This is a genomic window from Bradyrhizobium sp. CCGUVB23 (genome assembly GCF_024199885.1).
Taxonomy (GTDB): domain Bacteria; phylum Pseudomonadota; class Alphaproteobacteria; order Rhizobiales; family Xanthobacteraceae; genus Bradyrhizobium.
Genome location: NZ_JANADQ010000001.1, coordinates 8,308,526 through 8,333,210 on the forward strand (window position 1 = coordinate 8,308,526; position 24,685 = coordinate 8,333,210).

Below are 24,685 nucleotides of genomic sequence, written 5' to 3' on the forward strand. Positions count from 1 at the left end.
CTGTCACCACTGATACCGAACCACTCCCTTACCCGCATAGGAGCGGGTCACGTTCGAGAACTCGCCTTCGAACGTTGCCGCGGCTGCCCAGCCGTTCAGCCACTTCTTCTCCGCCGCGGCCGTGACCAGCGCAGCATCCGTGGCCTGCGCGGCGCCGTTCACGACGAAGCTTGCACCGGGCAGCGCCTGGAACGTCGCGGCCACCGAGCGGTCCGGATTGAAGTCGTGCGCCCAGGCGAAGCGGCTGCGCAATGTGAGGACACCGTCCTGCGCGGCGAACGACTTGTCCATGCGTACGCCGAGCTCGCTACGGGCATCCGTGACGCTCTTCGCCGCGTAGGTGAGGGCGGAGGTGCCGGTGCCGACCAGGACCGTCTCGGCGTAGCCGGGCAGGTCGAACATCGTGACCTGCGCCGCGGCATAGGGCGTGATGCCGATGCCGCCCGTCCATGGGGCGATGACGCGATAGCCGCCTTCCACGCGGCCCGAATAGGCATTGGCTTTGAAGTTGGCTTGCAGGCGATCGATGCCCGCGACGGTCACGGTGCGATCGGTGGTGATATCCTGCCAGCCATAGGCGAGCGCGGCCGTGACGTAGGCTGGCCCGTTGGTGTGACGCACATAGGCGCCGGCCTGGAAGAGATCCGAGCGGCCGTAGCCCGATCCGGTGACGCTGAAGTTGGTGCCGCCGCCGGCGAGCGCGAAACCGGCATACGTGTTCGGCGAGAACAGATAGTCCGCGCCGACCGCGCCGCCGAAGATGCGGCTGGTGGTATCGTTGGAGCCGATGGTCGCGCGGCCGTCCGTCGACTGCGAGCCGCCGAATGCCGAGGTCCAAACGCTCCAGCGCGGCTCGTACAGAGCTCGCGACGTCGGATTGAGCGCCATGGCGAACGCGTCGCCGGTCCGGCGTCTTGCCGCATCGCCGGCTTCGTCGGCATATCCGGTAGCGACTGGCGCGGCAGCCACGCCGCCGTCGCCTCGTGCGACCGGATCGGTCAGGAGACCCAGGAACAGGCCCATCGCGTTGAAGGTGGCCTGCTGCGAGCCGGTCGCGACTTCACCGGACAATTGCGTCAGCCCGGCCGGCGTCAACCCGCCGAACGCGATCGGCACGCTGCCGCCCGCGTTGAAGAAGTTGGTAATGGACGTGGCGACGTTCTGCTGGTTGACGTTCAGTCCCGACGTGGAGGGCAGCGCGAAGTTCAGGGTCAGATTGAGATATGCGTTGGTCGCGTCTTGGCTCAGGCTGCTGGTGAAGCCCGACGGCAGGTTCGTGTTGACCAATGTCGCGAAGGTGCCGCTGACGCCGCCGGCCGCGTGGACGATGGTGTACTGCTTCGTGACGTAGGAGCCGGCTGCGAAAACCGCATTCACCGTCGCGCCGCCAAGATCCGCGGTGCCCGTGACGTTGGTGAGATTCGCGCTCGTCGGCGAGACCTGGACCAGATAGGTCGCGGCCGCCGAGAGCACGAGATTGCCCTGCACGGTCAGCGTGCCGATCGAACTGATCGAATTGCCCGGCGCCAACGTGCCGCTGTTGACCGTCGTATCTCCGACCGTGCCGAACCCTCCCAGCGTACCGCCGTTGACCGTCGTCGTGCCGCCGAGCGTTCCGTTTACCAGCAGCGTGCCGCCCGATACGTTGGTCGTTCCGGTGAAGCCGGAGGAATCGCCCGTCAGAGTGGTTACGCCGCCGCCATGCTGGATGGTGCCGCTGCCGCTGATCGCGGGGCTGAACACGTAGTTCGTGCCCGTGTGATTGAAATCGAGCTCCGCGGTACCCGCACCCATCGTCATGGTCGCCGCGTTGATCGTTCCAGGCGCCGACGCGGGGGAGCCAATGTCGTTGCCGATAATGAGCGTACCGAAAGAACCGGCGTTCTGGGCCAGGGTGATGTCGCCTGTACCGTTATTGATCGAAAGCGATCCGCCGGACAAGTAGAGAGAGGCAGAGCCGCTCGCACCGACAGTCAAACTCTGGGCCGTCAAGGTAGAGCCCGGGAGAGAGATGAAGACGGTGCCAAAGGAGCCAGCTTGCGAGGCGACGACAATTCCGGCGGAGGAGCCGACCGTGACACTGCCACCGTTAACGACGGACAGCTGGCCCGTGCCGGCATCGCCGACAACGAGGCCGTTATTGATCTGGGCGCTTGATCCGCTTCCAGCAACGGAAAGCGTGTTGAGTGCAAAACTAGTCGACTGAACGCCGAGGTCAATCGTGTCGCTTGTCAAGCTGCCTCCGCCGGACACGTTGACGGTGCCTTGACCAAAATAGCCGACATACATCGCGCCGCTGTTCACCCAGCTTGTACCGGGATCGCCGATGTTAATAACGCCCCGACCACCTGAACCAAGCCCGACAGTCGTCGTCCCGGTTTGAACGGAACCAGCATTGAAGAGCGAAAGAGTCGCTGAGGTTAGTGAGCCAACAGTGATGCCGGTGCTCGTTAGGCTGGCGCCATTGACGGTGAGGATGCTGTTGGCGCCATTGCTCGTTTTGCCGACTATGATGTTGGCTGCGGTTGCGACCCCGCCCACGATATCGGCCGGCTTCGAAGAGCCAGTGTCGATGGTCACGATGTCGCCCGAATTCGGCAGCGCGGTATTTGGATTCCAATTGCCGGTGTCGTACCAGTCCGAGGAATTGGTCCCGGTCCACACCGGAGTTCCGGCCTCAGCCGGTTGCGCCGCGATCAAGGCGGTCAGCGCCGTCGATGCCAGCAGCAGCGAAAGCGCATGCGAGCGCTTCATCGACCGCGGACGTGGCGATCCCGGGATGAAGCGGGAGAAGGGATGGGCTGGCTTTCGCGCGCGTCCTGTCGAGATCATCTGCAATTCCGTCATTCATTCCGCAGGCACGACTGTGGCCTGTCTCATGTCTGTTTGACGGAAGGCGAGCAGAAAGGACAGATTGAGTAACGAATTGCCGCGAAATCGGAAATGACAGGAAATGAAAAAGGAAATTAAGGGAAGAGGACAGCGCGCATATTGCCTTAGGGGATGGCGAGCAATCGTGCGCGACGAGATCTGGATTGAAGCAGCGATTCCGCGCGTGGCGCTGCAAACATGTTCTCCTCGATTCATGTCGCGGCGGGCCGCAACTATTGCGGTGCAGTCGCGGGGCTTGGCGACCCCGTCACTTCAGGCCTTTGATCCAGTGAGCCCAGTCTGCGAGCCTGCTGTCCGGTGCTGACGGCAGGGCTTGGCCCTCGTGCGCCAGTGTGCGCACCTCGCGTGGCGTAAGACCGAACTGCCGCTGAAAGGCGAGAGCAAAGCTGCGGTAGTGGTTGAAACCATGCGCTTCGGCGATCGCCTCGATCGACTGTGCCTTGTGCGCCGGATGCGCCAAGGCCATACGGATCAGGGACAGGCGCTTGCGTCTGATATAAGCGGCAACGCCACCATGAGACTCGAAGAGATAGCCGAGATTGCGCCGTGTCATCCCAAATCGGCCGGCAATGGTTTCCGGATTGAGGCCGGGATCACGGATGTTGGCATTGATGTACGAACTGATCTGCTCGGTCATGGCCATGCGCACGGGTCCGGCCTGTTCCTCCTGAACCGTGCCGTTGAGCGTCGCGGCGATCAGTTGCACGGTCGTGGGTATGAGCGCCTGGGCCTGATCCAGCGACATTGCAGGCAAAAGGGAGTGAAGCTCGGTGAGATGGGTCCTGAGCAGCGTCGCGAGCGGGTCCATCGACGACAGCACATGGTGGTTGTGTTCGTCCGGCGCCTTGAGGTGAGGGCCGAGCAGATTGCGCGGCAGCATCAGGATGAGTGCCTGGTTGTCGGCGCCACGTCTGTCTATCGGCTGCGCCATGTCATAGACCATGATGTCGCCGGCGCGAACCATCCCCCCGCCGTCCCGTTGGAGATTCCAGCCCTTGCGAAGAAGCTGCACCATGAACAGATCCATTCCATCGCGAGCGATAGACGCGCGGGAGCGGCTCCAATCCTGGGCGGGTACGTGGACATCGCCGATGAGAACGTTGCCGACTTGCCAGGCGTCCACGCGCACGTCGTAGGCCTGCGGATACTCTTTCGGTGTGCGCACGTCGTAGATGACGCTTGCGTGCTCCTGCCAGAGGGTGAGTGCCTGTTTTCCCGGGAGACCGCGCGTGTCGAGAATCGAGCGGGGTATGTGTTTGTCCTGCTGCTCTGCCATCACGGTCTGTTTGACGGAAGGCGTGCGGAAAGGACAGATCGAGCAACGAATTGTCGCGAAATCGGAAATGACGGGAAACGAAAGAGGAAACGGCGGGAAAAAGCGCGCAGCTAATCACTGACAGAAGAGAGGCGACTCGTGCGCTACGTGCGGGAGCCAAAGATCGGCTGACGCATGCGTGACGCGTTGCGCGTGGTCTCTCCGGTTCATGGCGCGGCAAACAAATGCATTGCGCGCCCGCGACGACCGTCTGCTCGCTTCAGAGTCAGTATAGGCCAGCACCGCAAACCGAAGCCGGTTGGCGAAGGTAGCGCTCGCACCCGCACCGAGCGCGGTTGCACCGACGCCTGTCGCGCTCGCTGTCGTGCCGATTGCGGTCGCATTGTCGGCGCCGGCGATGCTGCCCGCGCCGAACGCAGCGGCGCTCACGCCGCTCGCCTGGCTTGCTTGGCCGACGGCGGTTGCGCCGACGTTGGTCGCGCTCGCAGTCATGCCGACAGCGGTCGTATAGTCGGCACTGGCGACGCTGCGGGAGCCGTATGCACTGGCTTCCACGCCGTTCGTGCTGCTTGCTATGCCGGAGGCAATTGCGCCGAGGCCGGTCGCAGAGGCTCTGGCACCAACAGCGATTGAGCCGGCCGAAGCTGCGACCGCGGAAGTGCCCACGCCGATCGCGCCGGTGCCGTTGGCGGCCGTATTCTCGCCAATCGCGGTCGAGGAGACCCCACTCGCGGTGCTCCCTGCTCCCACGGCGATCGTTCCAGCGGCGGTTGCAGATGAGTTGACCCCGACGGCCGTACTCGAGGCTCCGCTAGCCGTGTTCAAAGTTCCGACAGCAGCACTGAACTGACCGCTTGCCGTGTTGGCGCTGCCAATGGCCACACTCTGTTGGCCGAGCGCCTGGTTGCCGGCGCCAACAGCCACGCTGCTCGGGCCGAAAGCGGTCTGGGAAACGCCGCAAGCCATGGCACTGGTTGCCGCGGTTGATCCGCCATTCGAGGCTGATCCGTCAACGCAAATGAACTGCGCGGAGGCCGTGCCGGGTGCGAGGAGCAGGAAGAGTCCGCCGAGGGCGGCCCCAACTGTAGGCAGGCACCCGCGCCTCAATTGCAGTAGACCAGAGCTTGCGACAGCCGCGGATGCGGCTTGGCATGTCCGTATGCGTTTCAACATTGTCGTCTCCTCATGTCCCTCAGACAGCAAGCTCGCATCATTGCCAGGGACGCATCACGCTCGTTCGCGTGCGCAGCCTGACTCGTGCTTCTTCTTTGGCGGAAGGCGTGGGGAAAGACAGATCGGGTAACGAATTGTCGTGAAATTGGAAATGACAGGAAATGAAACACGAAATTGAGGGAAGACACGGCATCCCTGCTCACCGTAGATCTACCGGAGAATCGCGCGCTGCATGAGCGCGGCAGAAGTCAGCTATCGTGCGCGTGGCGTCGCGAACATAACCGTTCCGATTCATGTCGCTATAGGCGCATCTTCATGCGGCTGTTCGGCCGACAGCTCACTTCAAGTCCCTGATCCAGCGCGTCCACTCCGCGAGCCCTAAGCGTCAGCTCGCGCGGTAGATCGCCGCGCGAATATCAGACGGTTTCGTGCCGTAGGCCCGGCGGAAACTCCGGTTGAAGTACGAGATGTCGCTGAAACCGCAATCGAACGCGATGGCCCTGATCTCATGACCCGCAAATTCGGGGTTCTTCAGCATCTCCAGTGCACGTTGAAGACGGAGCGCCAGCACGAACTGCGACAAGCTCGTGCCGTCACCTTCGAACAGCTTGCGCACGTAGCGCGGCTTGACACCGTGGCGAGCCGCGATCGTCGTGGACGACAGGGTTCGATCGCCAAGACAGTTGCGGATGTCGGCCTTGATGGCCCGCAGGCGCGCCGCGCCATCCCAGCGCTGCCGGGGCTCGTGCGCGACGTCTGCGCCAGTGCCGATTGCAAGCCCGACGAGATCGATGATCTGGTTTGCGACGGCCTGCGCGAGCGCCGCGTCGTCGAGCGGACCGTCGTCATGCAGCATTTTCACGTAACGGATGAGGAGCTGAAGGGCGTTGTTGTCGGCAGCGATCTGACTTGGATAGGGTGAATCGAGAACCTGCACCAGCGCCGGGAGACTAGGCCCGGCGAGCACGATCGTCAGGAAACTCCAGTGGCTGTGCATCGTATTGGTGGACGGTTCGATCCCGGAGATGGCGGCCGATTGGAAGCGAGTGACGAACTCGGTGCTCGGCAAAGCCTGGAACGTCACGCTGGCACGAAACGGCTCGTCGTCGATCAGCTTGATGTCTACTCCAGCGATGCTGCGGCCGTAGATTTTGCGCCACTGGATGAGGCGCTGGTGGGGCGGGATATCTTCCGTCGAGATCGCGATGGGGGAGGAGGTCGGCTTCGTCGCAGTCATGGACGGTTGTTACGATCAATCTATGCCGGATCATTCCGATCCGATTTCAACGCCGGTCTCATGGTTCTGCCGGAGCGCGCGCAGGATGAACAGATCGAATGACCTGCCGTCGCGAAATAGGAAAAATCGGGAAGTAAAATGGGAAGGGGCGGGAAAACGATGGGCCTGGGCATGCAGCGTTTCAGCCGCCAGCTCACTTCAAGTCTCTGATCCACTGCGTCCAATCCGCAAGCCTGCTGTCCGATACTGGCGGCAGGGCTTGCCCCTCGTGTGCCAGGGCGCGCACCTCGCGTGGCGTGAAACCAAACTGCCGCTGGAAGGCGAGGGCAAAGCTGCGATAGTGATTGAACCCATGCGCTTCGGCGATCGCCTCGATCGACGCTCCCTTGCGCGCCGGATCGACCAGGGCCGTGCGGATCAAGGACAGGCGCTTGCGTCTGATATAAGCGGCAACGCCACCGTAGGATTCGAAGAGATAGCCGAGATTGCGCCGGGTCATGCCAAATCCGCTGGCGATGGCTTCCGGATTGAGGTTCGGATCGAGGATGTGAGCGTTGATATGCGTGCAGATGCGCTCGGTCACGGCCATGCGTACGCTGCCAGCCTGCTCTTCGCGAACCGTGCCGTTCAGTGCTGCGGCGACCAGTTGCACGGTGGCAGGCATGACTGCCTGAGCCTGATCCAGCGACATACTGGGCAGACGCGCGCGAAGACCTATGAGATGTTCCCCGAGCAGGCTGGTCAGCGGGTTGCCTACCGCCAATTGGTGGATGCTGTGCTCGTCCGGCGCCTCGAGATGAGGCGCGAGCAGATTGCGCGGTAGGATCAGGCTGAACACCTCATTGTCGCCTCCGCGGCTGACGGATGGTTGTGCCAGGTCATAGATCATGATGTCGCCGGTGCGCGCCGTCGCGCCGCTGTCGCGCGCGCCGCTCCAACCTCTGCAAACGATCTGAAGCATGTACACGTCCGCCCCATCGCGTCCGATACACGCGCGAGAACGGCTGTAATCCTGGCCAGGCACCTGAAAATTGGCGAGCAGAACGTTGCCGAGATGCCAGGCATCCACGCGTACGTCGAAGGCTTGCGCATGTTCCTTGTGCGCGCGCAGGTCGTAGTACAGGCCTCCATGCTCCTGCCAGAGCTCAAAACCCTGCTTTCCCGGGAGACCGCGGGTGTCGAGGACCGAATGGGGGATGCTAATGTCTGTGTGCTCTGTCATGCCTGAACGAATTTCTAACCTGCCGCGAGCAGTTGGTCTCTATCCAATCGAGCAAGGTTCGTGTGGGGCAGCCGTTCGGTCGCCAACTCACTTCAAGCCTCTGATCCATTGCGTCCAGTCCGCCAGCCTGCTGTCGGGCGCTGACGGCAGCGCATGGCCCAAGTGCGCCAGTGCGCGAACCTCGCGTGGTGTGAGACCAAACTGTCGCTGAAAGGCGAGGGCAAAGCTGCGATAGTGATTAAATCCATGCGCTTCGACGATGGTTTCGATCGACGCTCCCTTGCGCGCCGGATCGGTCAGGGCCGCGCGTATCAAGGACAGGCGTTTGTGTCGGATATAAGCGGCAACGCCGCCATAGGATTCGAAGAGATAGCCGAGATTGCGCCGGGTCATGCCAAATCGGCCGGCGATGGATTCCGGATTGAGGTTCGGCTCGAGGATGTGGGCGTTGATGTGCGTGCAGATCCGCTCGGTCATGGCCATGCGTACGCTGCCAGCCTGTGCTTCGCGAACCGTGCCGTTCAGTGCTGCCGCGACCAGTTGCACGGTGGCAGGCATGGCCGCTTGAGCCTGATCCAGCGACATACTGGGCAGATTCGCGCGTAGGCTTACGAGATGCTCTCCAAGAAGGCTGGTAAGAGGGTCGCCCGCCGGCAATTGCCGCAGACTATGCTCGTCCGGTGCCTTGAGATGAGGCGCGAGCAGATTGCGCGGCAAGAGCAGGGCGAACAGCTCATTATCGCCCCCGCGGTTGGCCGATGGCTGCGCCATGTCATAAATCATGATATCGCCGGCGCGAGCCATTGCGTCGCTGTCACGCGAAGCGGTCCAGCCTTTGCGAATGATCTGCAGAATGTAGGCGTCCGTCCCATCGCGTCCGATACACGCGCGAGAACGGCTGTAATCCTGCGGAGGCAGCTGAAAATTGGCCAGCAGAGCTTTGCCAAGATGCCAAGCATCCACACGCACGTCGAAGGCTTGCGCAGAGTCCTTGTCCGCGCGCAGGTCGTAGTACAGACCCATATGCTCCTGCCAGAGCTCGAATCCCTGCTTTCCAGGCAGGCCGCGCGTGTCGAGGACCGAATGGGGGATGTCGCCGTCTGTGTGCTCTGTCATGCCTGAACGAAGTCCCAATCACCCCCGAACGATGAGTGCCTTTCCGATTGAGACCGGCAGCGCCGCCGTTGGCACGATATGGGACAAGCTGAGACGCGACAAGAAATCAGAAATTGCACGACGTGAATCAGGATATCGCGAGGACGGGAGCGTCTTCGCCGCGCAGGTTCGCCAGCCCGTCACGTCATGCTCCTGATCCAGCGCGCCCACTCCGCAAGCTTGTCGCCCGGTGTTGACGACAGGGCTTGGCGCTCGACCCCTCGCGCGCGCACCTCGCGTGGCGTGACACCAAACTGCCGCTGAAAGGCGAGAGCAAAACTGCGATAGTGATTGAATCCATGCGCTTCGGCGATCGCTTCGATCGATTGTCCCTTGTGCGCCGGATCACTCAACGCCGCACGGATCATCGACAGGCGCTTTTGCCGGATGTAGGCGGCAACGCCGCCCTGGGATTCGAAGAGATAGCCGAGGTTGCGCCGTGTCATGCCGAAGCGGGCGGCGATCGTCTCCGGATTGAGGTCGGGGGCGAGGATATGGGCGTTGATGTAGGAGCCGATCCGCTCGGACATCGCCATCCGTACGCCGCTGGCCTGTTCCTCGCGAACCCTGCCGTTGAGGGCCGCGGCGGTCAATTGCACGGTGGCGGGGAGAACCGCTTGAGCCTGGTCAAGCGACATCTCGGGCAAGCGTGCGTGAAGGCCTACGAGATGATCGCGGAGAAGCGCGGCCAGCGGGTCGCGCGATGACAATAGCTGCAGATTGTGTTCATCGGGCGCCTTGAGATGCGGGCCGAGCAGGCTGCGCGGCAGGAACAGAGTGAGCGTGTCGTTGTCGCCGCCACGCCTGTCCGATGGCTGCGCCATGTCGAAGATCAGGATGTCGCCAGCGCGGGCCATCGTTCCGCTGTCGCGCGGGCCGTTCCAGCCTTTGCGATAGAGCTGCACCATGAACAGGTCCATCCCGTCGCGTCCGATGCAGGCGCGGGAGCGGCTCCAGTCCTGGGAAGGCACCTGAAAATCGCTGAGGAGAACGTTGCCGAGCTGCCAAAAGTTCGCGCGGACGTCGAAGGCCTGCGGATATTCCTTCTGCGCGCGCAGGTCGTAGTGCCGGCTCAGGTGCTCCTGCCAGAGGGTGAATGCCTGCTTTCCCGGGAGACCACGCGTGTCGAGGCCCGAATGGGGGATGCCGCTGTGTGGGTGCTCTGCCATGTCTCGACGTTTTTCCGATCTGCCACGCGCGCAGTTGGTGCCCTTCCGACGTAACCAGGTTCGCGTGCGACAAACCTGCCGCTAGCACGATATGGGCCCAAACGAGCAGGCGACAGCAGAAAAGGAATTTTTGGGAAGAGCTGTCGGAAGTTTTGGGAAATGCGCGGTCGGGCCCACTTGACCATGTTCAGGGGCTCAGGCTCAAGACCGGCTGTTACCGGGGGCCGGAATCAGTACGGCGCCCCAGGTCCTGGGGCGCCGATGTCTTCTGTTTCGTGCTCGCTGAAGTTTACGGCAGCTTCAGCGCGGTCTCCGCGTTGTAGGGCTTGAGCAACTCGTCGGCGGCTTTCTGAGCGGCGGCGAGCGCGTCCTTCGGCTGCTTCTTGGCGTTCAGGACCAGCATCACCTCGTCCTCGAGGGTCTTGCGGACCGGCACGGTCTTGTACGTCGCGAACCAAGGTTTTGCGACTTCGAGCTGGTCGACCGCGGTCTTCGCGTCCGGATTCTTGCCGAGGAAGTCGAGCATCTCCGGCGTCTTGTAGGCGGCCATGTTCGGGGCGAAATAGCCCGTGGCGCGGCTCCACCAGCCGCTCTTCTCCGGCGAGGTCATCCATTTGATCAGCGTCCAGGCTGCCTTCTGCTTGTCGGCCTCGAGGCCCGCCGGAATGATCAACGAGGCGCCTCCGATCGGCACGGCATTGCGGACGTTGCGCGGGATGAAGGCGACCTTGTAGGGGAATTTGGCGTTGTCGCGCACGTAGGTGAGCGAGCCCGTCGAGAGCATCATCATCGAGGCGTTGCCGGAGATGAAGGCGGTGCTCACGGCCGGGCCGGGCGTTGCGCCCGGCGGATGCACCTTGTGCTTGGCGATGAGGTCGTTCCACCAGGAGAGCGCGCCGAGCATCGAGGGCGTGTCGTAATAGACCTCGCCGCCGAACTCCTCGTTGTAGTAGCGCCCGCCATTGGACATGGTGAGCGTCTCCATCATCCAGCCGCAATAGTCGTAGGCGCAGGGAATCTCGATGCCCCAGCGCGTGACCTTGTCGCCCTCGCGCTTGGTGAGCTTCTTGGCCCACTCGGTGACCTCGGCCCAGGTCTGCGGCGGCTTGTCCGGATCGAGGCCGGCTTCCTTGGCGTGCTCGGCGTTGATGTAGAGCAGCGGCGTCGAGTTGTGAAACGGCACGCCATAGACCGAGCGGTTGATCACGGCATTGCCGTGCAGCGCGGGGAAGAACTGGCCGAGAAATTGCGCCTTGGTGGTGCCGTCAGCTGCGATCAGGGAATCGAGATTGGTGAGCTCGTTCTCGATCTGCATGTCCAGGAGGAAGTTCGCCGACATGATCACGGCCGCCGGCGGCTTGCCGGCCTTGATCGCGGCGCGCGTCTTGATCAGCGTGTCGTCATAGGAACCGGTATAGACCGCGGTCGCCTTGACCTCGGGATGGGTCTCGTTGAATTCCTTGATCATTGTGCCCATGTCGCGGGCGAGCTTGCCGTCGACGGGGACGGGGAAGAACAGGTCGATCTCGGTCGGGCCTTCGGCAAAGGCCGGAAAGGCGAGGGCGCCTGCGATGGTGAGGCCGAGCGCAAGCCGGCGGGAGAGCAGCATCGAAAATCTCCTATTTGATGCCTGAGGTGACGAAAGAGCTGATGAAGCGCTTCTGGAAGATCAGGAAGGTGACGAGCAGCGGCGCGATCACGATCAAGGTGCCGGCGGCGATCGTGCCCCAGGCCTGGGTGCCTTCCGCGGTCTTGGTGAAGACGGAGAGTCCCACGGTGAGCGGCCGCTTGTCCGGCGAGTTGATCACCATCAGCGGCCACAGGAAGTCGTTCCAATGGCTGGTGACGGAGACGATGGCAAACGCCGAGAAGCTCGGCAGGGACAGCGGCACGTAGATGTGGCGGATGCGGGCGAACACGCCGGCGCCGTCGATCAGGGCTGCGTCCTCCAGCTCGGTTGGAATGGCCTCGAAGGCCTGGCGCATCAGGAAGGTACCGAAAGCCGAGGCGAAAAACGGCATCATCACGCCGGTCAGCGTGTCGTAGAGCCCGAGCTTTGCGACCAGCGTCAGGTTCGGCACGATCAGCAGCACCGGCACCAGCATGAGCTGGAGCAGGAAGAGATAGAAGATCAGCGACTTTCCGGCAAAGGAGAGCCGCGCAAAGGCGAAGCCCGCCAGCGTCACCGTCACGAACTGCACCAGCAGGATGCCGGTGCAGATGATCGTGGTGTTGAGGAAGTAGCGCGGGAAGTCGCCGATGTCCCAGGCGTCTTTGATATTGTCGAGCGTGGGTTTCAGGCTCGGCATCAGCTCGGCCATCGCGTTGATGCCGTCCGAGGGCGGTCGCAGCGTCGCCACTACCATCCAGAGGAACGGGATCAGCCAGACCAGCGCGAGCAGCACCACGAGGACGAAGCCGAGCTTCGGCGTGATCTCGTCGCGGGTCGCGAGCGGGGCGTCCTTGAACAGTTTCATGGCCCGCCCTCGCGGTTGGCAAGCGTACGGAAGGACAGCGCGGTCAGTCCCATCAGCACGCCGAGCGAGAGCAGTGTCGCCGCCGACGCCTTGCCGACATCGTAATGCTCGACCGCCTGCTCGTAGATGTAGAACAGCACGAGATTGGTTGCGTTCGACGGCCCGCCCTGGGTCAAGACGAAGACGTGGTCGACCTGTGTCACCGCGTTGAGGCCGGCGATCACGGTGACGAACAGAAAGGTGGGCTTAAGCTCCGGCAGGATGATGTAACGCAGGCGCTGCCACGGGCCGGCGCCGTCGAGATAGGAGGCTTCCATCGCGTCCTCCGGCACGGCCTGGAGGCCGGCGAGGAAGAACAGCATGTAGTAGCCGGCGTTCTTCCAGATCGTGATCACCATGATCGCGACGAGTGCGATGTCGGGATCGCCGAGCCAGTTGGGCAGTACCGGAAGCAGGCGGCCGATATAGTGGTCGAGCAGCCCGACGTTGGGCAGGAAGATGAACAGGAACAGCGCCGATGCCGCGACCATCGGGATCAGCACCGGCAGGAACAGCGCGGCGCGCAGTGCGCTGGTCACCGCATTGGTGCGCGACAGCGCCAGCGCAAAGAGGAAGGCGAGCGCCATGCTCGGCACCACGGTGCCGACTGCGTAGAGGAGATTGTTGATAACAGCGCCTGTGAACGCGGGGTCGGCGAGCACGGCCACCAGATTGTCCAGCCCGACGAAGCGGCTTGGCGCCCGCGGCGTGGCGCGCTGGTAGAGCGCATCGACGATCACCCGTCCCACCGCGCCATAGGTGAAGGCCGCGAGGAAGATGAGCGACGGCAACAGCAGGAGGTAAGCCGGAAGCGAGGCTTTGAAGCCGGCGATAAACCTTTGGAGGACGTTGAGGCGCGGTGGCCCTGATCTGGTGACGGCGAGAGGTGCTGGTTCGGCCAGGCTCATCTCACCGCGCCGGAAAGTTGAGCGCATAGTCGCGATCGTCCATTCCCTCTGGTGGGGAGAAGGGGAAGCGCAGGCTGGTGTCGAGGAAGTCGTGGCTGTGCACGACCAGGTTCTCCTGGTCGATCAGCGCCACGCCATAGGCCGGCGGCTCGTGGCTTGCCAGATGGGGAGCGTTCGCATCGAGCTCGAACCAGACCTGGTGATTGGTGCCGCGCAGGGTGGAGAAGGGGATCTTGCCGTAGCTGCCCGAGATCGGCCGGTGCACATGGCCGAAGAACAGGTGGCGGATGCGGGAACGATAGGGCGCGATCACATCGGCAAATTCAGCGCTCTGCTTCAGCGCGATCTCATCCATCGCGTGAACGCCGACCGGGAAGGGCGGATGATGCATGAAAAAAACGAACGGCACATCAGTCGGCGCCTTGGCGAGCGTCTCCTCCAGCCAGCCGAGGCGCTTTGCGCACATCTCGCCGGCGTCGCTGGTCTCGTCGAGCGTGTCGAGGAAGACGAACAGTCCGTGATCCGTGGTCCGCGTGCCCTGCACGAAACCGTTGGCATCGCGCGGCGCGGCCTTGAGCCCGTCGAGGCAGGCGACGCGCCGGTCATGATTGCCGACCATGGCGACGTGGGGAATCCTGAGCGGGGCCATCGCAGCTGCGAAATCCGCATAAGCCGCGGCGTCACCCCAATGGGTGAGATCGCCGGTCACGACCGCGAAGGCGGCGTCGGAATGGTGCTTGTTGATGTCAGCGATGGCGGCGTCGAGGCGGGCACGCGGATCGAGGCCATAGAGTTTCAGGCCCGGGCCCGCAAGATGCGTGTCGGTGAGGTGGATGAATTTGAAAGGCATGGCGCGTGTGTCAGGTCTCTGGGAGGACGGTCGCCTCCGGCAAGACGGCCCGCCAGCCGGTTAGAGTGCGAGTGTTTCAGTTTGATGACAGTGGTTGCCGACGTCGCAAATTGTTGGGCAGAACGGCAGACCGGGTCAACCGGGTCGTCTCGCGGTGCGGTAGGGAGTGGATCGCGCGAAGCGTAGCAGCGAGCGCCCGCCGCTCACGTCCCGCAGAACGTCCGCAGCACGCGCTGGTCCGGCAACGGCGGGTCCTGGTAGGCGGCGTACTCCGGCTGATCGTCGTAGGGCTTGGCCAGCACCTTCACCAACTCTTCGAACGGCGCGTAGTCGTCGTTGTCAACGGCGGCGCGGATCACCGCTTCGACGCGGTGATTGCGCGGGATGAAGGCGGGGTTGACGGCGTGCATGGCGGCCTGCCGCTCGGATGCGGACTGCGGCTCTGCGGCGATACGCTCGCGCCAGCGCTTGGCCCATTCGTCGAAGGCGGCCGGGTCGATGAACTGCGCGCGGACGTGCTCGTCGGCGGCCGCATCGCGCGCGGCATCGCCCAGCTTGCGGAAGGTGAGGGTGAAGTCGGCGGCGTTCTTCGCCATCGCGTCCAGCAGGTCCTGGATCAGCGCCTCGTCGCCGTCACGCTCGGTGAACAGGCCGACCTTCATGCGCAGGCCCGCCTGATAGGCTCTGGTGAAGGCGTCCGGGAACGCGCCAAGAATTTCCTGCGCCTGTTCGATCGCCTTCTCCTGGTCATCGGAGAACAGCGGCAAGAGGCATTCGGCGAGCCGCGTCAGGTTCCATAAGCCGATGCGCGGCTGGTTGGCATAGGCGTAGCGGCCCATCTCGTCGATCGACGAGAACACCTGCGCGGGATCGTAGGAGTCCATGAAGGCGCAGGGGCCATAATCGATCGTCTCGCCCGAGATCGAGGTGTTGTCGGTGTTCATCACGCCGTGGATGAAGCCGACCAGCAGCCAGCGCGCGACGAGATCGGCCTGGCGTGCGACAACGCCCGCGAGCAGCGCGTGATAGGGGCGCTCGGCCCCCGACAGCTCGGGATAGTGGCGGGCGATGACGTGATCGGCGAGGCGGCGGATCGCGTCGGTGTCGCGGCGCACGGCAAAATACTGGAAGGTGCCGACGCGGATGTGGCTCGCGGCCACGCGGGTTAGGACTGCGCCGGGCAACGCGGTCTCGCGGATCACATGCTCGCCGGTGACGACGGCGGCGAGCGAGCGCGTGGTCGGGATGCCGAGTGCGTACATCGCTTCGCTCACGACGTACTCGCGCAGCACCGGACCGAGCGCGGCGCGGCCGTCGCCGCGGCGAGAGAATGGGGTGGGGCCCGACCCCTTGAGCTGGATGTCGCGGCGGACGCCGTCCTTGTCGATGACCTCGCCGAGCAGGATCGCCCTTCCGTCACCGAGTTGGGGCACGAACTGCCCGAACTGGTGCCCGGCATAGGCCATGGCGATGGGGTCCGCGCCGGCAGGAACCGTTTTGCCGGCCAGGATCTCCGCCCCCTCCGGTGTCTCGAGGAGGTCCGGATCCAGCCCGAGATGGACGGCAAGCGGCCGGTTCAGCTTGATCAGCCGGGGCGCAGCGACCGGGGTCGGCGCCACGCGGGCGAAGAAGGTGTCCGGCAGTGCCGAATAGGAGTTCTGGAACGGGAAATGGACGGTCATGGCGGTAAATGTAGGGCTGGAACGCCCATCAGCAAAGGCTCAGGCCCAGCTTGAGCAAAAATGGACGGTTCGGGCCCAAAACAGGCCGTTCCCTTGGTTGCCGCACCCGGCCTCGTCGGGTAAACCCACCCGCAACTTCGGACCGGCCTTTTGGGTCGTCCGATTCGATCCTCCGACATCATTTTTGGGACTACCATGCATCGCTACCGGTCACATACATGCGGCGCGCTCCGCGAGAGCCACATCGGCGAGACGGTCCGCCTTTCCGGCTGGGTCCATCGCGTCCGCGACCATGGCGGCGTGCTGTTCATCGACCTGCGCGACCATTACGGCCTCACCCAGTGCGTGGTGGACCCGGACTCGCCGGCGTTCTCGCTGGCCGAGAAGCTGCGCTCGGAATACGTCGTGCGGATGGACGGCAAGGCCCGCCGCCGCCCGGAAGGGACCGACAATGACGATCTGCCGACCGGCAAGGTCGAGGTCTACGTCAGCGAGATCGAGGTGCTGGGACCGGCCGGCGACCTGCCGCTGCCGGTGTTCGGCGACCAGGAATACCCTGAAGACATCCGCCTGAAGTACCGCTTCCTCGACCTGCGTCGCGAGAAGCTGCACCAGAACATCATGACGCGTGTCGCGATCATCGATTCCATGCGCCAGCGCATGAAGGCGCAGGGCTTCTTCGAGTTCAACACGCCGATCCTGACCGCGTCCTCGCCGGAAGGCGCGCGCGACTTCCTGGTGCCCTCGCGCATCCATCCCGGCAAGTTCTACGCGCTGCCGCAGGCGCCGCAGCAGTACAAGCAGCTGCTGATGATGTCGGGCTTCGACCGCTACTTCCAGATCGCGCCCTGTTTCCGCGACGAGGACCCGCGCGCCGACCGTCTGCCCGGCGAGTTCTACCAGCTCGACGTCGAGATGAGCTTCGTCACGCAGGACGACGTCTTCGCGGCGATGGAGCCGGTGATCACTGGCGTGTTCGAGGAATTCGCCAAAGGCAAGCCGGTGACCAAGGGCTGGCGGCGGATTCCGTTCGCGGAAGCTCTTCGCAAATACGGCAGCGACAAGCCGGACCTGCGCAACCCCATCGAGATGCAGGACGTCTCCGAGCACTTCCGCGGCTCCGGCTTCAAGGTGTTCGCGCGCATGCTCGAAGACCCCAAGAACCAGGTCTGGGCGATCCCGGCCCCGGGCGGCGGTAGCCGCGCCTTCTGCGACCGCATGAATTCGTGGGCGCAAGGCGAGGGCCAACCCGGCCTCGGCTACATCATGTGGCGCGAAGGCGGCGAGGGCGCAGGTCCGCTCGCGAACAACATCGGGCCGGAACGCACGGCTGCGATCCGCACGCAACTCGGCGTGAAGGAGGGCGATGCCGCCTTCTTCGTCGCCGGTGATCCCGACAAGTTCTGGAAGTTCTCAGGCCTTGCCCGCAACAAGGTCGGCGAGGAGTTGAACCTCACTGACAAGGAGCGGTTCGAGCTCGCCTGGATCGTCGACTTCCCGATGTACGAGTACAACGAGGACGACAAGAAGGTCGACTTCTCGCACAACCCGTTCTCGATGCCGCAGGGTGGTCTGGAGGCGCTGAAGGGCCAGGATCCGCTGACCATCAAGGCGTTCCAGTACGACATCACCTGCAACGGCTACGAGATCGCCTCGGGCGGCATCCGCAACCACGTGCCGGAAGCGATGGTGAAGGCATTCGAGATCGCAGGCTATGGCGAGCAGGAAGTGGTCGAGCGTTTCGGCGGCATGTACCGCGCCTTCCAGTACGGCGCGCCGCCGCATGGCGGCATGGCGGCGGGCGTCGACCGCATCGTCATGCTGCTCTGCGGTACCACGAACCTGCGCGAGATCTCGCTGTTCCCGATGAACCAGCAGGCCATGGACCTCCTGATGGGCGCGCCGTCGGAAGCCACGACCAAGCAGCTTCGCGAGCTCCACGTCCGGGTGAACCTGCCGCAGAAGTGATTTGGTCTCGTGCCCCGGACGCAGCGCAGCACGCAGTGGTGCGCTGCTGAGCCGGGGCCCATGTCTCGGCAAACACAGGCTTTCTGGGTCCCGGCTCTGCGCAGCAACGCTCGCGCGTTGCAGCGCGTCCGGGACACGAGACCGCAACCGCCCGAGTTAAAGCCCCGTCGATGCCTCGATGCGGAATTGCGCCAGCGCGCTCTGCGGATCGGTTTGCAAAAGCTGCATCAATTGCATCAGCGGCACCTTGGCGCGGGGCGTGAGCTTGATGACGAGCGTCTGACCCGGCGTCCCGACAAAACTTGCGATCGCATCCACGGCCGTGCCCGCATCCGGATTGGCGGCGGCGACTTCCTCGCGGTGCACCCTGACGCTGTCGGCGAGCGCCTGACGGGCGGCCTCGCGGCTGACATTTTGCCCCCGTGCGTACTGCGCCGCCGCGGAATCGACGCCGCCATTGTCGCGCAGCGAGAACTCGATGGTACCGGCCTCGATTTGAGCCGCCTGGCCCATGACCTGCGCCAAGTCGGCAGAGAACAGCCCACGCGGCACGTTGCCGAGTGCGATGCGCAATTGCGCTTTTGCGATTCCTCCGATGTCGAGCGTCGCCGGCGCCAGCGCGAAACTGTTGGACTGCTCGGTCCAGGTTGCGCCGAGATCGAGGTCGATTGGAAGCTTGTCGATCCCGCCGAGAACCAACGGAAGCTGCTTCGGATCGGATGGATCGGTAGGCGTGACGAACTTCGCAACCACATGCGCCTTGCTCGGGATCGAGCCGATCAGCTGCCCCCAGTCCAGGCTCAGCGTGTCGATCGTGACGAGCTTTTTGGAGTTCTTGAAGGGCGCGGCCACGCCCTTGACCTCTGCGCCTGCGAGCACACCGAACAGCCCGAGCATCTGGTCGGGCGAGGGCGCCCGCCCGGGAGTGGTCAGACTCGCCGCCCAGCGCATCAGGTTCGTCACGCTGAAGGACTTCAGCGCGAAGCGTTCCATCTTGAATTGCCCCTGTGGAGATGGCGTGTCGACGCCTTCGACCGCGAACTCGCCGTCCTTGAACCTGACCACATTGATGCTGCCCGTTCCTTGCGGCGTCGCGATCGACGTCTTGCCGATCTCGAGCCTGCCGACGTGGAGGCCTTCATAGAAGCCGGCAAGCTTCTCCATCATCTCTCGCGCCTGAGCCGGCGTTGGCGGCGCCGACTGATCTTGGGGCAGCATCGCAAGCATCTCGGCCATCCGGAACTTCGACGGCTGCACTCCAATATCGTCGACGGCGAAGCTGTCGATCTGGAGACGAACATCCCCGGACGTCACCGTGTAAGGTCCCGCCGAAACCTGCCTGTACATCTGATGGGTGCCGTCGTCATTCGCCTTTTCCGGGTCAAGCGCGGCGAGCATGCTGCCTGCATCGAAATCGCTCATGACCAGGTTCGACAGTTCTCCCGTGAACTGGCCGGACTTGCCCGGCTGCGCCGTCTTGAACGTGAAGGCAAACCGGTCCGCCTTGGTCGCTTCGACCTTGCCGTGCCTGAGATTTTTCATGGCAAGGCCCGAATAGGTGAGATCGCCACCCTCGGGTTTGGCAGTATCTGGCTTGGTGACGATGGTTGCGGCAATAGTCGGCACCTCAATTGCGGATGCCAAGACGCTGGTGAACTGTTCGAGGCCAAATCGATAGAGGTCGGTGATGGCGTTTGACGGCGGCAAGGCCCGAGCCCCGATCGCTCCGGTGTAATCCCGTATCGTGGCCTGTGCGATCTTGTAGGCGGCCTTCATCTGCGAGGGGCCGACAGCACTGTCGATCGCAAACTCGATGCCCGAAAACTCGATGGTATCGGCAGAAAACTGCCCCTGGTCGGCTTGGCGCATACCGGTCGCCCTGACGCCGGCAATCTTGATATGCATCTGCGACTGCTGGCCCGGCTCGACGGCGATGTCCTCGACCGTCAGGGTCCGCGTCATCAAATCGAACGCCACTTTGCCGTGGCTCGCTTTGCCGCCGCGGCTGCGGATCTGGTCGAACGCGGCCTCGACGTCGGCCGTGGCGCGGTGCTGAGCGTAGAGATTGAAGCCGAGCCAGCCGCCGCCTGCGAGCAACGCAAGCGCGATCAGGCCGATCAGGATTCGTCTCATGCGGTTAGCTCCAGTTGCTGGCTCGGGGCGGAACAACCTGCCATATTCGCGAAACGCCGCGCGGTCCAGGGAAAGCTATGGTTTTCAAATGTTTGACGGCGCCGTCTGTTGATGGGGCCGCAATCGGATGTTGCCACCAAGCCGCCGGCCGTGCTTGATCCCGTTTCCATGATCCGGAATACCGCCTTCGGGCCGGGGCGGGTCCGGGGGAAGAAAGTTTTGAGGCCGCAAAACGCGAGGCGAGGCAGGGCATGTCGTCTTATTCTGAAGATCTCCACCAGGCGGCGCTGGCCTATCACCGCCTGCCGCGTCCCGGAAAGCTAGAGATCCAGGCGAGCAAGCCGCTCGCCAACCAGCGCGACCTCGCGCTTGCCTATTCGCCGGGCGTCGCCGCCGCCTGCACCGAGATCGCCAAGAACCCGGCGGAGGCCGCCTCGTTGACGACCCGCGCCAACCTGGTCGCCGTGGTCTCCAACGGCACCGCGGTCCTGGGCCTCGGCAATATCGGCCCGCTGGCCTCCAAGCCCGTGATGGAAGGCAAGGCGGTGCTGTTCAAGAAGTTCGCCGGCATCGACGTCTTCGACATCGAGATCGCCGCCGATACCATCGAGCGCGTGGTCGAGACGGTGGCGGCGCTGGAGCCGACCTTCGGCGGCATCAATCTCGAGGACATCAAGGGCCCAGAGTGTTTCGAGATCGAGGCGCGGCTGAAGGAGCGCATGAAGATCCCGGTCTTCCATGACGACCAGCACGGCACCGCGATCATCGTCGCCGCCGCGATCACCAACGGCCTGCGGCTGAACGGTAAAAAGCTCTCGGACGTCAAGATCGTGGCGTCGGGGGCAGGGGCGGCTGCGCTCGCGACGCTGAACCTCCTGGTTTCGATGGGCGCGCAGCGCAAGAACATCTGGGTCTGCGACATCGACGGCCTCGTCTATGACGGGCGCAACACGCTGATGGACCGCTGGAAGGCGGTCTACGCCCAGAAGACCGACAAGCGCACGCTCGGCGACGTGATCGGCGGCGCCGACATCTTCGTCGGGCTCTCGGCACCGGGCGTGCTGACGCCCGACATGGCCAAGGCGATGGCCGACCATCCGCTGATCATGGCGCTTGCGAACCCGACGCCGGAGATCATGCCGGAGGAGGCGCGGAAAGCGCGCCCCGACGCCATGATCTGCACCGGCCGATCCGACTACCCGAACCAGGTCAACAACGTCCTGTGCTTCCCCTTCATCTTCCGCGGCGCGCTCGATGTCGGCGCCACCGCGATCAACGAGGAGATGAAGCATGCCGCGGTCGACGCCATCGCGCAGCTCGCGCGCGAGGCGCCGTCGGATGCGGTCTCGCAAGGCAGCTTCGACAGCGGCGAGGCGGGCGGCTTCGGCCCGGGCTCGCTGATCCCGAGCCCATTTGATCCCCGCCTTATCCTGCGCATCGCTCCGGCGGTCGCCAAGGCCGCGATGGAATCGGGCGTCGCAACGCGCCCGATCACCAATTTCGACGAATATGCGGCCCAGCTCATGCGCTTCGCCTTCCGCTCGGGCATCGTCATGAAGCCGATGTTCGCCAAGGCCAAGACCCAGCCGGTGCGCGTGATCTACGCCGAGGGCGAGGACGAGCGCGTGCTGCGTGCCACGCAGGTCGTGCTGGAAGAGAAGCTGGCGCGTCCCATTCTGGTCGGCCGCCCGTCGGTGGTCGAGGCGCGCATCAAGCGCTTCGGTCTCTCGATCAAGGCGGGCAAGGATTTTGACCTCGTCAACCCCGAGGACGATCCGCGCTACCGCTCCTATGTGCAGTCCTATGTCGAGGTTGCCGGCCGCCGCGGTGTTACCCCGGAGGGAGCGCGCACGGTGGTCCGCACCAACAACACGGTGATCGCGGCGCTTGCCGTGGGGCGCGGCGAGGCGGATGCGATGCTCTGCGGCGTCGAGGGGCGCTACATGAGCCATCTGCGCCACGTTCGCGAGATCATCGGCTTCTCGAGCGGGATCAGCGACTATGCGGCGCTGGCGCTGATGATCACCACCAAGGGCGCGTTCTTCATCGCGGACACCCAGGTGCGGCCCAATCCCAGCGCGGAGGAGCTGGCCGAGATCGCGGCGCTCGCGGCAATCCACGTGCAGCGCTTCGCACTGAAGCCGAAGGTCGCCTTCGTGTCGCATTCCGACTTCGGCAGCTATGACACGGACACCTCGCGCAAGATGCGCCGGGCGACGCAGCTGCTGAAGGAGAAGCATCCGGAGATCGAGGCCGATGGCGAGATGCAGGCCGATACCGCGCTGTCGGGCGCGGCGCGCAAGCTGGTGCTGCCGCACTCGAACCTGGAAGGTGAGGCCAACATCCTGATCATGCCGACGCTGGACGCGGCCAACATCGCCTACCAGACCATCAAGGTGTTGGCCGACGCGCTTCCCGTCGGGCCGATCCTGATCGGACCGGCGCGCCCGGCGCACATCCTCACGCCGGGTGTCACGGCGCGGGGCATCCTCAACATGACGGCAGTCGCGGTGGTGGAGGCCCAGGAACGCGCGGCACGGCAGCAGCCGAGTTTGTTTACGTAAGCTCGTAGTCTAGCCGCATTGAAGCTGCAAATCCTCTCCCCTTGTACAAGGGGAGAGGGGAAGACATTTCCCCGTTTGAAAACCGCGGGCGGAATCTTCATAATCGCTTCGTGTCCCGCCCTTAAAGCATTGCCAAGAGGCCGACCATGCCAGCGTTCGTGACTTTCGGGCGAATCCTGTTCGCCGTGCTGTTCATCTATACGGGCGCGACGAAGCTGTTCGCGATACAGACGACTGTCGATTTCATCGCCAGCAAGGTCACTGTTCCAGAGATGATCGCGCCCTATGCCCAGCAAGTGGAGCAGGCCACCAGCATGACGACGCCGCAGTTGCTTGCGATCGCGGTCGGCGGGCTCGAGATCATCGCAGGGCTGATGATCGCGCTGAATTTCGCCGCGCGCTTTTTCGCGATGCTGCTGGTCATCTATGTCGCGGCCGCGACCTTCCTGTTCTACGACTTCTGGAACCAGACCCCGCCCGAGAACGGCAAAATGCTGGTGGACGCGCTGAAGAACCTCTCGATCATCGGCGCGCTGTTCATGATCATGGGCTACGGCCGCGCCACCCGTCCGGCCGAGGCGGCCTACGGGGACGTGTAGTCCAGTTAGCGGCGTTGGCTGCGGACAGACGTCCTGCTCTCCGACATGAGTCGGAGGCTCGCAGCGCGAGCTGACCATTCTCGCGGTCTGTGATGATCGCGTGAACCGTCATTCACACATTATGGCTTTGGGATCACAGGGTTTCTGCAAAATCGCGACCGCTGTGAAGCAAGCGCATCTCTCGGCTTGTCGGAGTGCGCCGGCGCCGAATACTACCGGTTGTGCGGTTGTGAAGGGGCGGCCGTCGTGGTTCGAGGCAATTGGGGGCGGGCTTGGTTCATTCGAAGCGAGGCGCGGCTGCGCGCGCGGCCGTGGTTTTCTGTGTGGCACAGGTCTTGGGTTTTGCCGCGCAGCCGGCAAGTGCCGCCGATCTGCCCGTCAAGGCGCGGCCGCAAGTGAGGCCCCTCGTTCACTGCGCAGGAATCGACGCTGACGTCGCATGGTTACACGGTCGGTGCCGGCGCTGAATATCGCCTCGCTGACAACGTGTCGCTGCGCGGCGAATACCGCTACGTCGCGCTCGGCCGCAACACGACGGTCGATCCGCTTGGCGCGGTCTGGACCACGGACCTGTCCGAGCATGTGGTCCGGATCGGCGCGGCCTATCGTTTCGGCCAGTTCGGCGGGCCAGTGACCGCATCGGCGGCGCCGGTGTTGAGTCCGACATGGACAGGCCTCTACGTCGGTGCGGGCTTGGGGGGCGATGTCATCGCGCCTCATGTCGCGGGCTCGTTCGCAGGCGTGCTGGATTTCAACGCGTCCGGTCTCGGTGGCGCCGATGTCGGCGGTACTTTCACGATCGGCTACGATCGCCAGATCGCGCCGAAATGGGTCGTCGGCGCGTTCGGATTGATCGATGCCGGAACGAATGGCGGCGCCAAGGTCAGTGCATCGACCGGGGCAGGTGGTGTGGCGATCTCCTCGGATCTCGCTGCGATGAAGTGGGGTTGGACCGTCGGCGGACGTGTCGGCTATCTCGTTGCGCCGGAGACGCTGGTCTATCTGCTCGGCGGCTACAGCGGAACGACCGCGCAGTCGATCACGTACAACTTCCTGGGATTTCCCGGCACCGCTCCGACGCGGGAATATCACGGCGCGACCTTCGGCGGCGGCTTCGAGCGCTTCTTCAGCGACAGGATCTCCGCCCGTGCAGAGTATCGCGTGACGCATCTCGAGGCGAGAGACGATTTGGCGTCTGATTTCATGACCAGCTTGAGCGCTGGCGGTACGGTGCACACGCTGCGCGGCGTGCTGGCCTATCACTTTCCGACGCCGTAACCGTTCCTTGCGGTCGGCGGTGGCCTGGGGCTTGAATGGCGCACGCGGAATGTCTCGCTGTTT

The 24,685-nt window shown here is 63.9% G+C and carries 17 protein-coding genes; 4 read left to right on the top strand and 13 right to left on the bottom strand.

The features are described 5' to 3' along the window. Nucleotides 1–3: 3 nt before the first annotated feature. The 12 genes from NLN62_RS38690 to NLN62_RS38745 form a co-directional block, all read right to left on the bottom strand. Nucleotides 4–2,832: an autotransporter domain-containing protein gene (locus NLN62_RS38690; RefSeq protein WP_254112211.1), complete on the bottom strand. Its 2,829-nt coding sequence runs from the start codon at nucleotides 2,830–2,832 to the stop codon at nucleotides 4–6. Nucleotides 2,833–3,139: 307 nt separating this feature from the next. Beyond that, entirely contained in the window at nucleotides 3,140–4,168 is a 1,029-nt protein-coding gene (locus NLN62_RS38695; RefSeq protein WP_254112212.1) for a helix-turn-helix domain-containing protein, read from the bottom strand. Between the two features lie 114 nt (nucleotides 4,169–4,282). Continuing rightward, entirely contained in the window at nucleotides 4,283–5,341 is a 1,059-nt protein-coding gene (locus tag NLN62_RS53730; protein WP_371933070.1) for a hypothetical protein, read from the bottom strand. Between the two features lie 385 nt (nucleotides 5,342–5,726). Then, on the bottom strand, nucleotides 5,727–6,578 hold the full coding sequence (locus NLN62_RS38705) for an AraC family transcriptional regulator (protein ID WP_254112214.1): 852 nt from the start codon (nucleotides 6,576–6,578) through the stop codon (nucleotides 5,727–5,729). A 193-nt stretch (nucleotides 6,579–6,771) separates the two neighbouring features. After that, nucleotides 6,772–7,800: a helix-turn-helix domain-containing protein gene (locus NLN62_RS38710; RefSeq protein ID WP_254112215.1), complete on the bottom strand. Its 1,029-nt coding sequence runs from the start codon at nucleotides 7,798–7,800 to the stop codon at nucleotides 6,772–6,774. An 87-nt stretch (nucleotides 7,801–7,887) separates the two neighbouring features. After that, a complete protein-coding gene (locus NLN62_RS38715; RefSeq protein ID WP_051389794.1) occupies nucleotides 7,888–8,916 on the bottom strand; it encodes a helix-turn-helix domain-containing protein in 1,029 nt (342 codons plus the stop codon). 179 nt (nucleotides 8,917–9,095) lie between these two features. Next, nucleotides 9,096–10,124, bottom strand: a complete 1,029-nt coding sequence (locus NLN62_RS38720) for a helix-turn-helix domain-containing protein (RefSeq protein ID WP_254112216.1) — start codon at nucleotides 10,122–10,124, stop codon at nucleotides 9,096–9,098. Between the two features lie 289 nt (nucleotides 10,125–10,413). After that, a complete protein-coding gene (locus NLN62_RS38725; protein ID WP_027523889.1) occupies nucleotides 10,414–11,733 on the bottom strand; it encodes an ABC transporter substrate-binding protein in 1,320 nt (439 codons plus the stop codon). Nucleotides 11,734–11,743: 10 nt separating this feature from the next. Beyond that, nucleotides 11,744–12,601, bottom strand: coding sequence for a carbohydrate ABC transporter permease (locus NLN62_RS38730; RefSeq protein ID WP_027523890.1), 858 nt, complete (start codon nucleotides 12,599–12,601; stop codon nucleotides 11,744–11,746). Next, complete coding sequence (locus NLN62_RS38735) at nucleotides 12,598–13,548, bottom strand: carbohydrate ABC transporter permease (protein WP_027523891.1); 951 nt, start codon at nucleotides 13,546–13,548, stop codon at nucleotides 12,598–12,600. The genes NLN62_RS38730 and NLN62_RS38735 overlap by 4 nt, the downstream gene beginning before the upstream one ends. A 1-nt stretch (nucleotide 13,549) precedes the next feature. After that, entirely contained in the window at nucleotides 13,550–14,398 is an 849-nt protein-coding gene (locus NLN62_RS38740; RefSeq protein ID WP_027523892.1) for a phosphodiesterase, read from the bottom strand. A gap of 203 nt (nucleotides 14,399–14,601) precedes the next feature. Further along, entirely contained in the window at nucleotides 14,602–16,080 is a 1,479-nt protein-coding gene (locus NLN62_RS38745) for a YdiU family protein (protein ID WP_027523893.1), read from the bottom strand. 195 nt (nucleotides 16,081–16,275) lie between these two features. Here NLN62_RS38745 and aspS point away from each other — a divergent pair, with 195 nt between their 5' ends. Beyond that, nucleotides 16,276–18,048, top strand: a complete 1,773-nt coding sequence (gene aspS, locus NLN62_RS38750) for an aspartate--tRNA ligase (RefSeq protein ID WP_027523894.1) — start codon at nucleotides 16,276–16,278, stop codon at nucleotides 18,046–18,048. A 156-nt stretch (nucleotides 18,049–18,204) separates the two neighbouring features. Here the strand turns inward: aspS and NLN62_RS38755 are convergent, their stop codons facing one another. Continuing rightward, a complete protein-coding gene (locus NLN62_RS38755; protein WP_254112217.1) occupies nucleotides 18,205–20,181 on the bottom strand; it encodes a hypothetical protein in 1,977 nt (658 codons plus the stop codon). Nucleotides 20,182–20,432: 251 nt separating this feature from the next. Between NLN62_RS38755 and NLN62_RS38760 the strand changes: the two genes are divergently transcribed. The 3 genes from NLN62_RS38760 (at nucleotide 20,433) to NLN62_RS38770 (ending at nucleotide 24,622) form a co-directional block, all read left to right on the top strand. Further along, nucleotides 20,433–22,745, top strand: coding sequence for an NADP-dependent malic enzyme (locus NLN62_RS38760; protein WP_027523896.1), 2,313 nt, complete (start codon nucleotides 20,433–20,435; stop codon nucleotides 22,743–22,745). 146 nt (nucleotides 22,746–22,891) lie between these two features. Beyond that, on the top strand, nucleotides 22,892–23,344 hold the full coding sequence (locus NLN62_RS38765; RefSeq protein ID WP_254112218.1) for a DoxX family protein: 453 nt from the start codon (nucleotides 22,892–22,894) through the stop codon (nucleotides 23,342–23,344). 429 nt (nucleotides 23,345–23,773) lie between these two features. Further along, nucleotides 23,774–24,622: an outer membrane protein gene (locus tag NLN62_RS38770; RefSeq protein WP_254113825.1), complete on the top strand. Its 849-nt coding sequence runs from the start codon at nucleotides 23,774–23,776 to the stop codon at nucleotides 24,620–24,622. Nucleotides 24,623–24,685: the final 63 nt, after the last annotated feature.

Bases quoted from the DNA above. Each gene is read 5' to 3' on its own strand.
- NLN62_RS38740 (WP_027523892.1), bottom strand. From the start codon at position 14,398: ATGCCTTTCAAATTCATCCACCTCACCGACACGCATCTTGCGGGCCCG.
- NLN62_RS38705 (WP_254112214.1), bottom strand. From the start codon at position 6,578: ATGACTGCGACGAAGCCGACCTCCTCCCCCATCGCGATCTCGACGGAA.
- NLN62_RS38690 (WP_254112211.1), bottom strand. From the start codon at position 2,832: ATGATCTCGACAGGACGCGCGCGAAAGCCAGCCCATCCCTTCTCCCGC.
- NLN62_RS38725 (WP_027523889.1), bottom strand. From the start codon at position 11,733: ATGCTGCTCTCCCGCCGGCTTGCGCTCGGCCTCACCATCGCAGGCGCC.
- NLN62_RS38695 (WP_254112212.1), bottom strand. From the start codon at position 4,168: ATGGCAGAGCAGCAGGACAAACACATACCCCGCTCGATTCTCGACACG.
- aspS (WP_027523894.1), top strand. From the start codon at position 16,276: ATGCATCGCTACCGGTCACATACATGCGGCGCGCTCCGCGAGAGCCAC.
- NLN62_RS38745 (WP_027523893.1), bottom strand. From the start codon at position 16,080: ATGACCGTCCATTTCCCGTTCCAGAACTCCTATTCGGCACTGCCGGAC.
- NLN62_RS38730 (WP_027523890.1), bottom strand. From the start codon at position 12,601: ATGAAACTGTTCAAGGACGCCCCGCTCGCGACCCGCGACGAGATCACG.
- NLN62_RS38710 (WP_254112215.1), bottom strand. From the start codon at position 7,800: ATGACAGAGCACACAGACATTAGCATCCCCCATTCGGTCCTCGACACC.
- NLN62_RS38715 (WP_051389794.1), bottom strand. From the start codon at position 8,916: ATGACAGAGCACACAGACGGCGACATCCCCCATTCGGTCCTCGACACG.
- NLN62_RS38720 (WP_254112216.1), bottom strand. From the start codon at position 10,124: ATGGCAGAGCACCCACACAGCGGCATCCCCCATTCGGGCCTCGACACG.
- NLN62_RS38755 (WP_254112217.1), bottom strand. From the start codon at position 20,181: ATGAGACGAATCCTGATCGGCCTGATCGCGCTTGCGTTGCTCGCAGGC.
- NLN62_RS38760 (WP_027523896.1), top strand. From the start codon at position 20,433: ATGTCGTCTTATTCTGAAGATCTCCACCAGGCGGCGCTGGCCTATCAC.
- NLN62_RS38735 (WP_027523891.1), bottom strand. From the start codon at position 13,548: ATGAGCCTGGCCGAACCAGCACCTCTCGCCGTCACCAGATCAGGGCCA.
- NLN62_RS53730 (WP_371933070.1), bottom strand. From the start codon at position 5,341: ATGTTGAAACGCATACGGACATGCCAAGCCGCATCCGCGGCTGTCGCA.
- NLN62_RS38765 (WP_254112218.1), top strand. From the start codon at position 22,892: ATGCCAGCGTTCGTGACTTTCGGGCGAATCCTGTTCGCCGTGCTGTTC.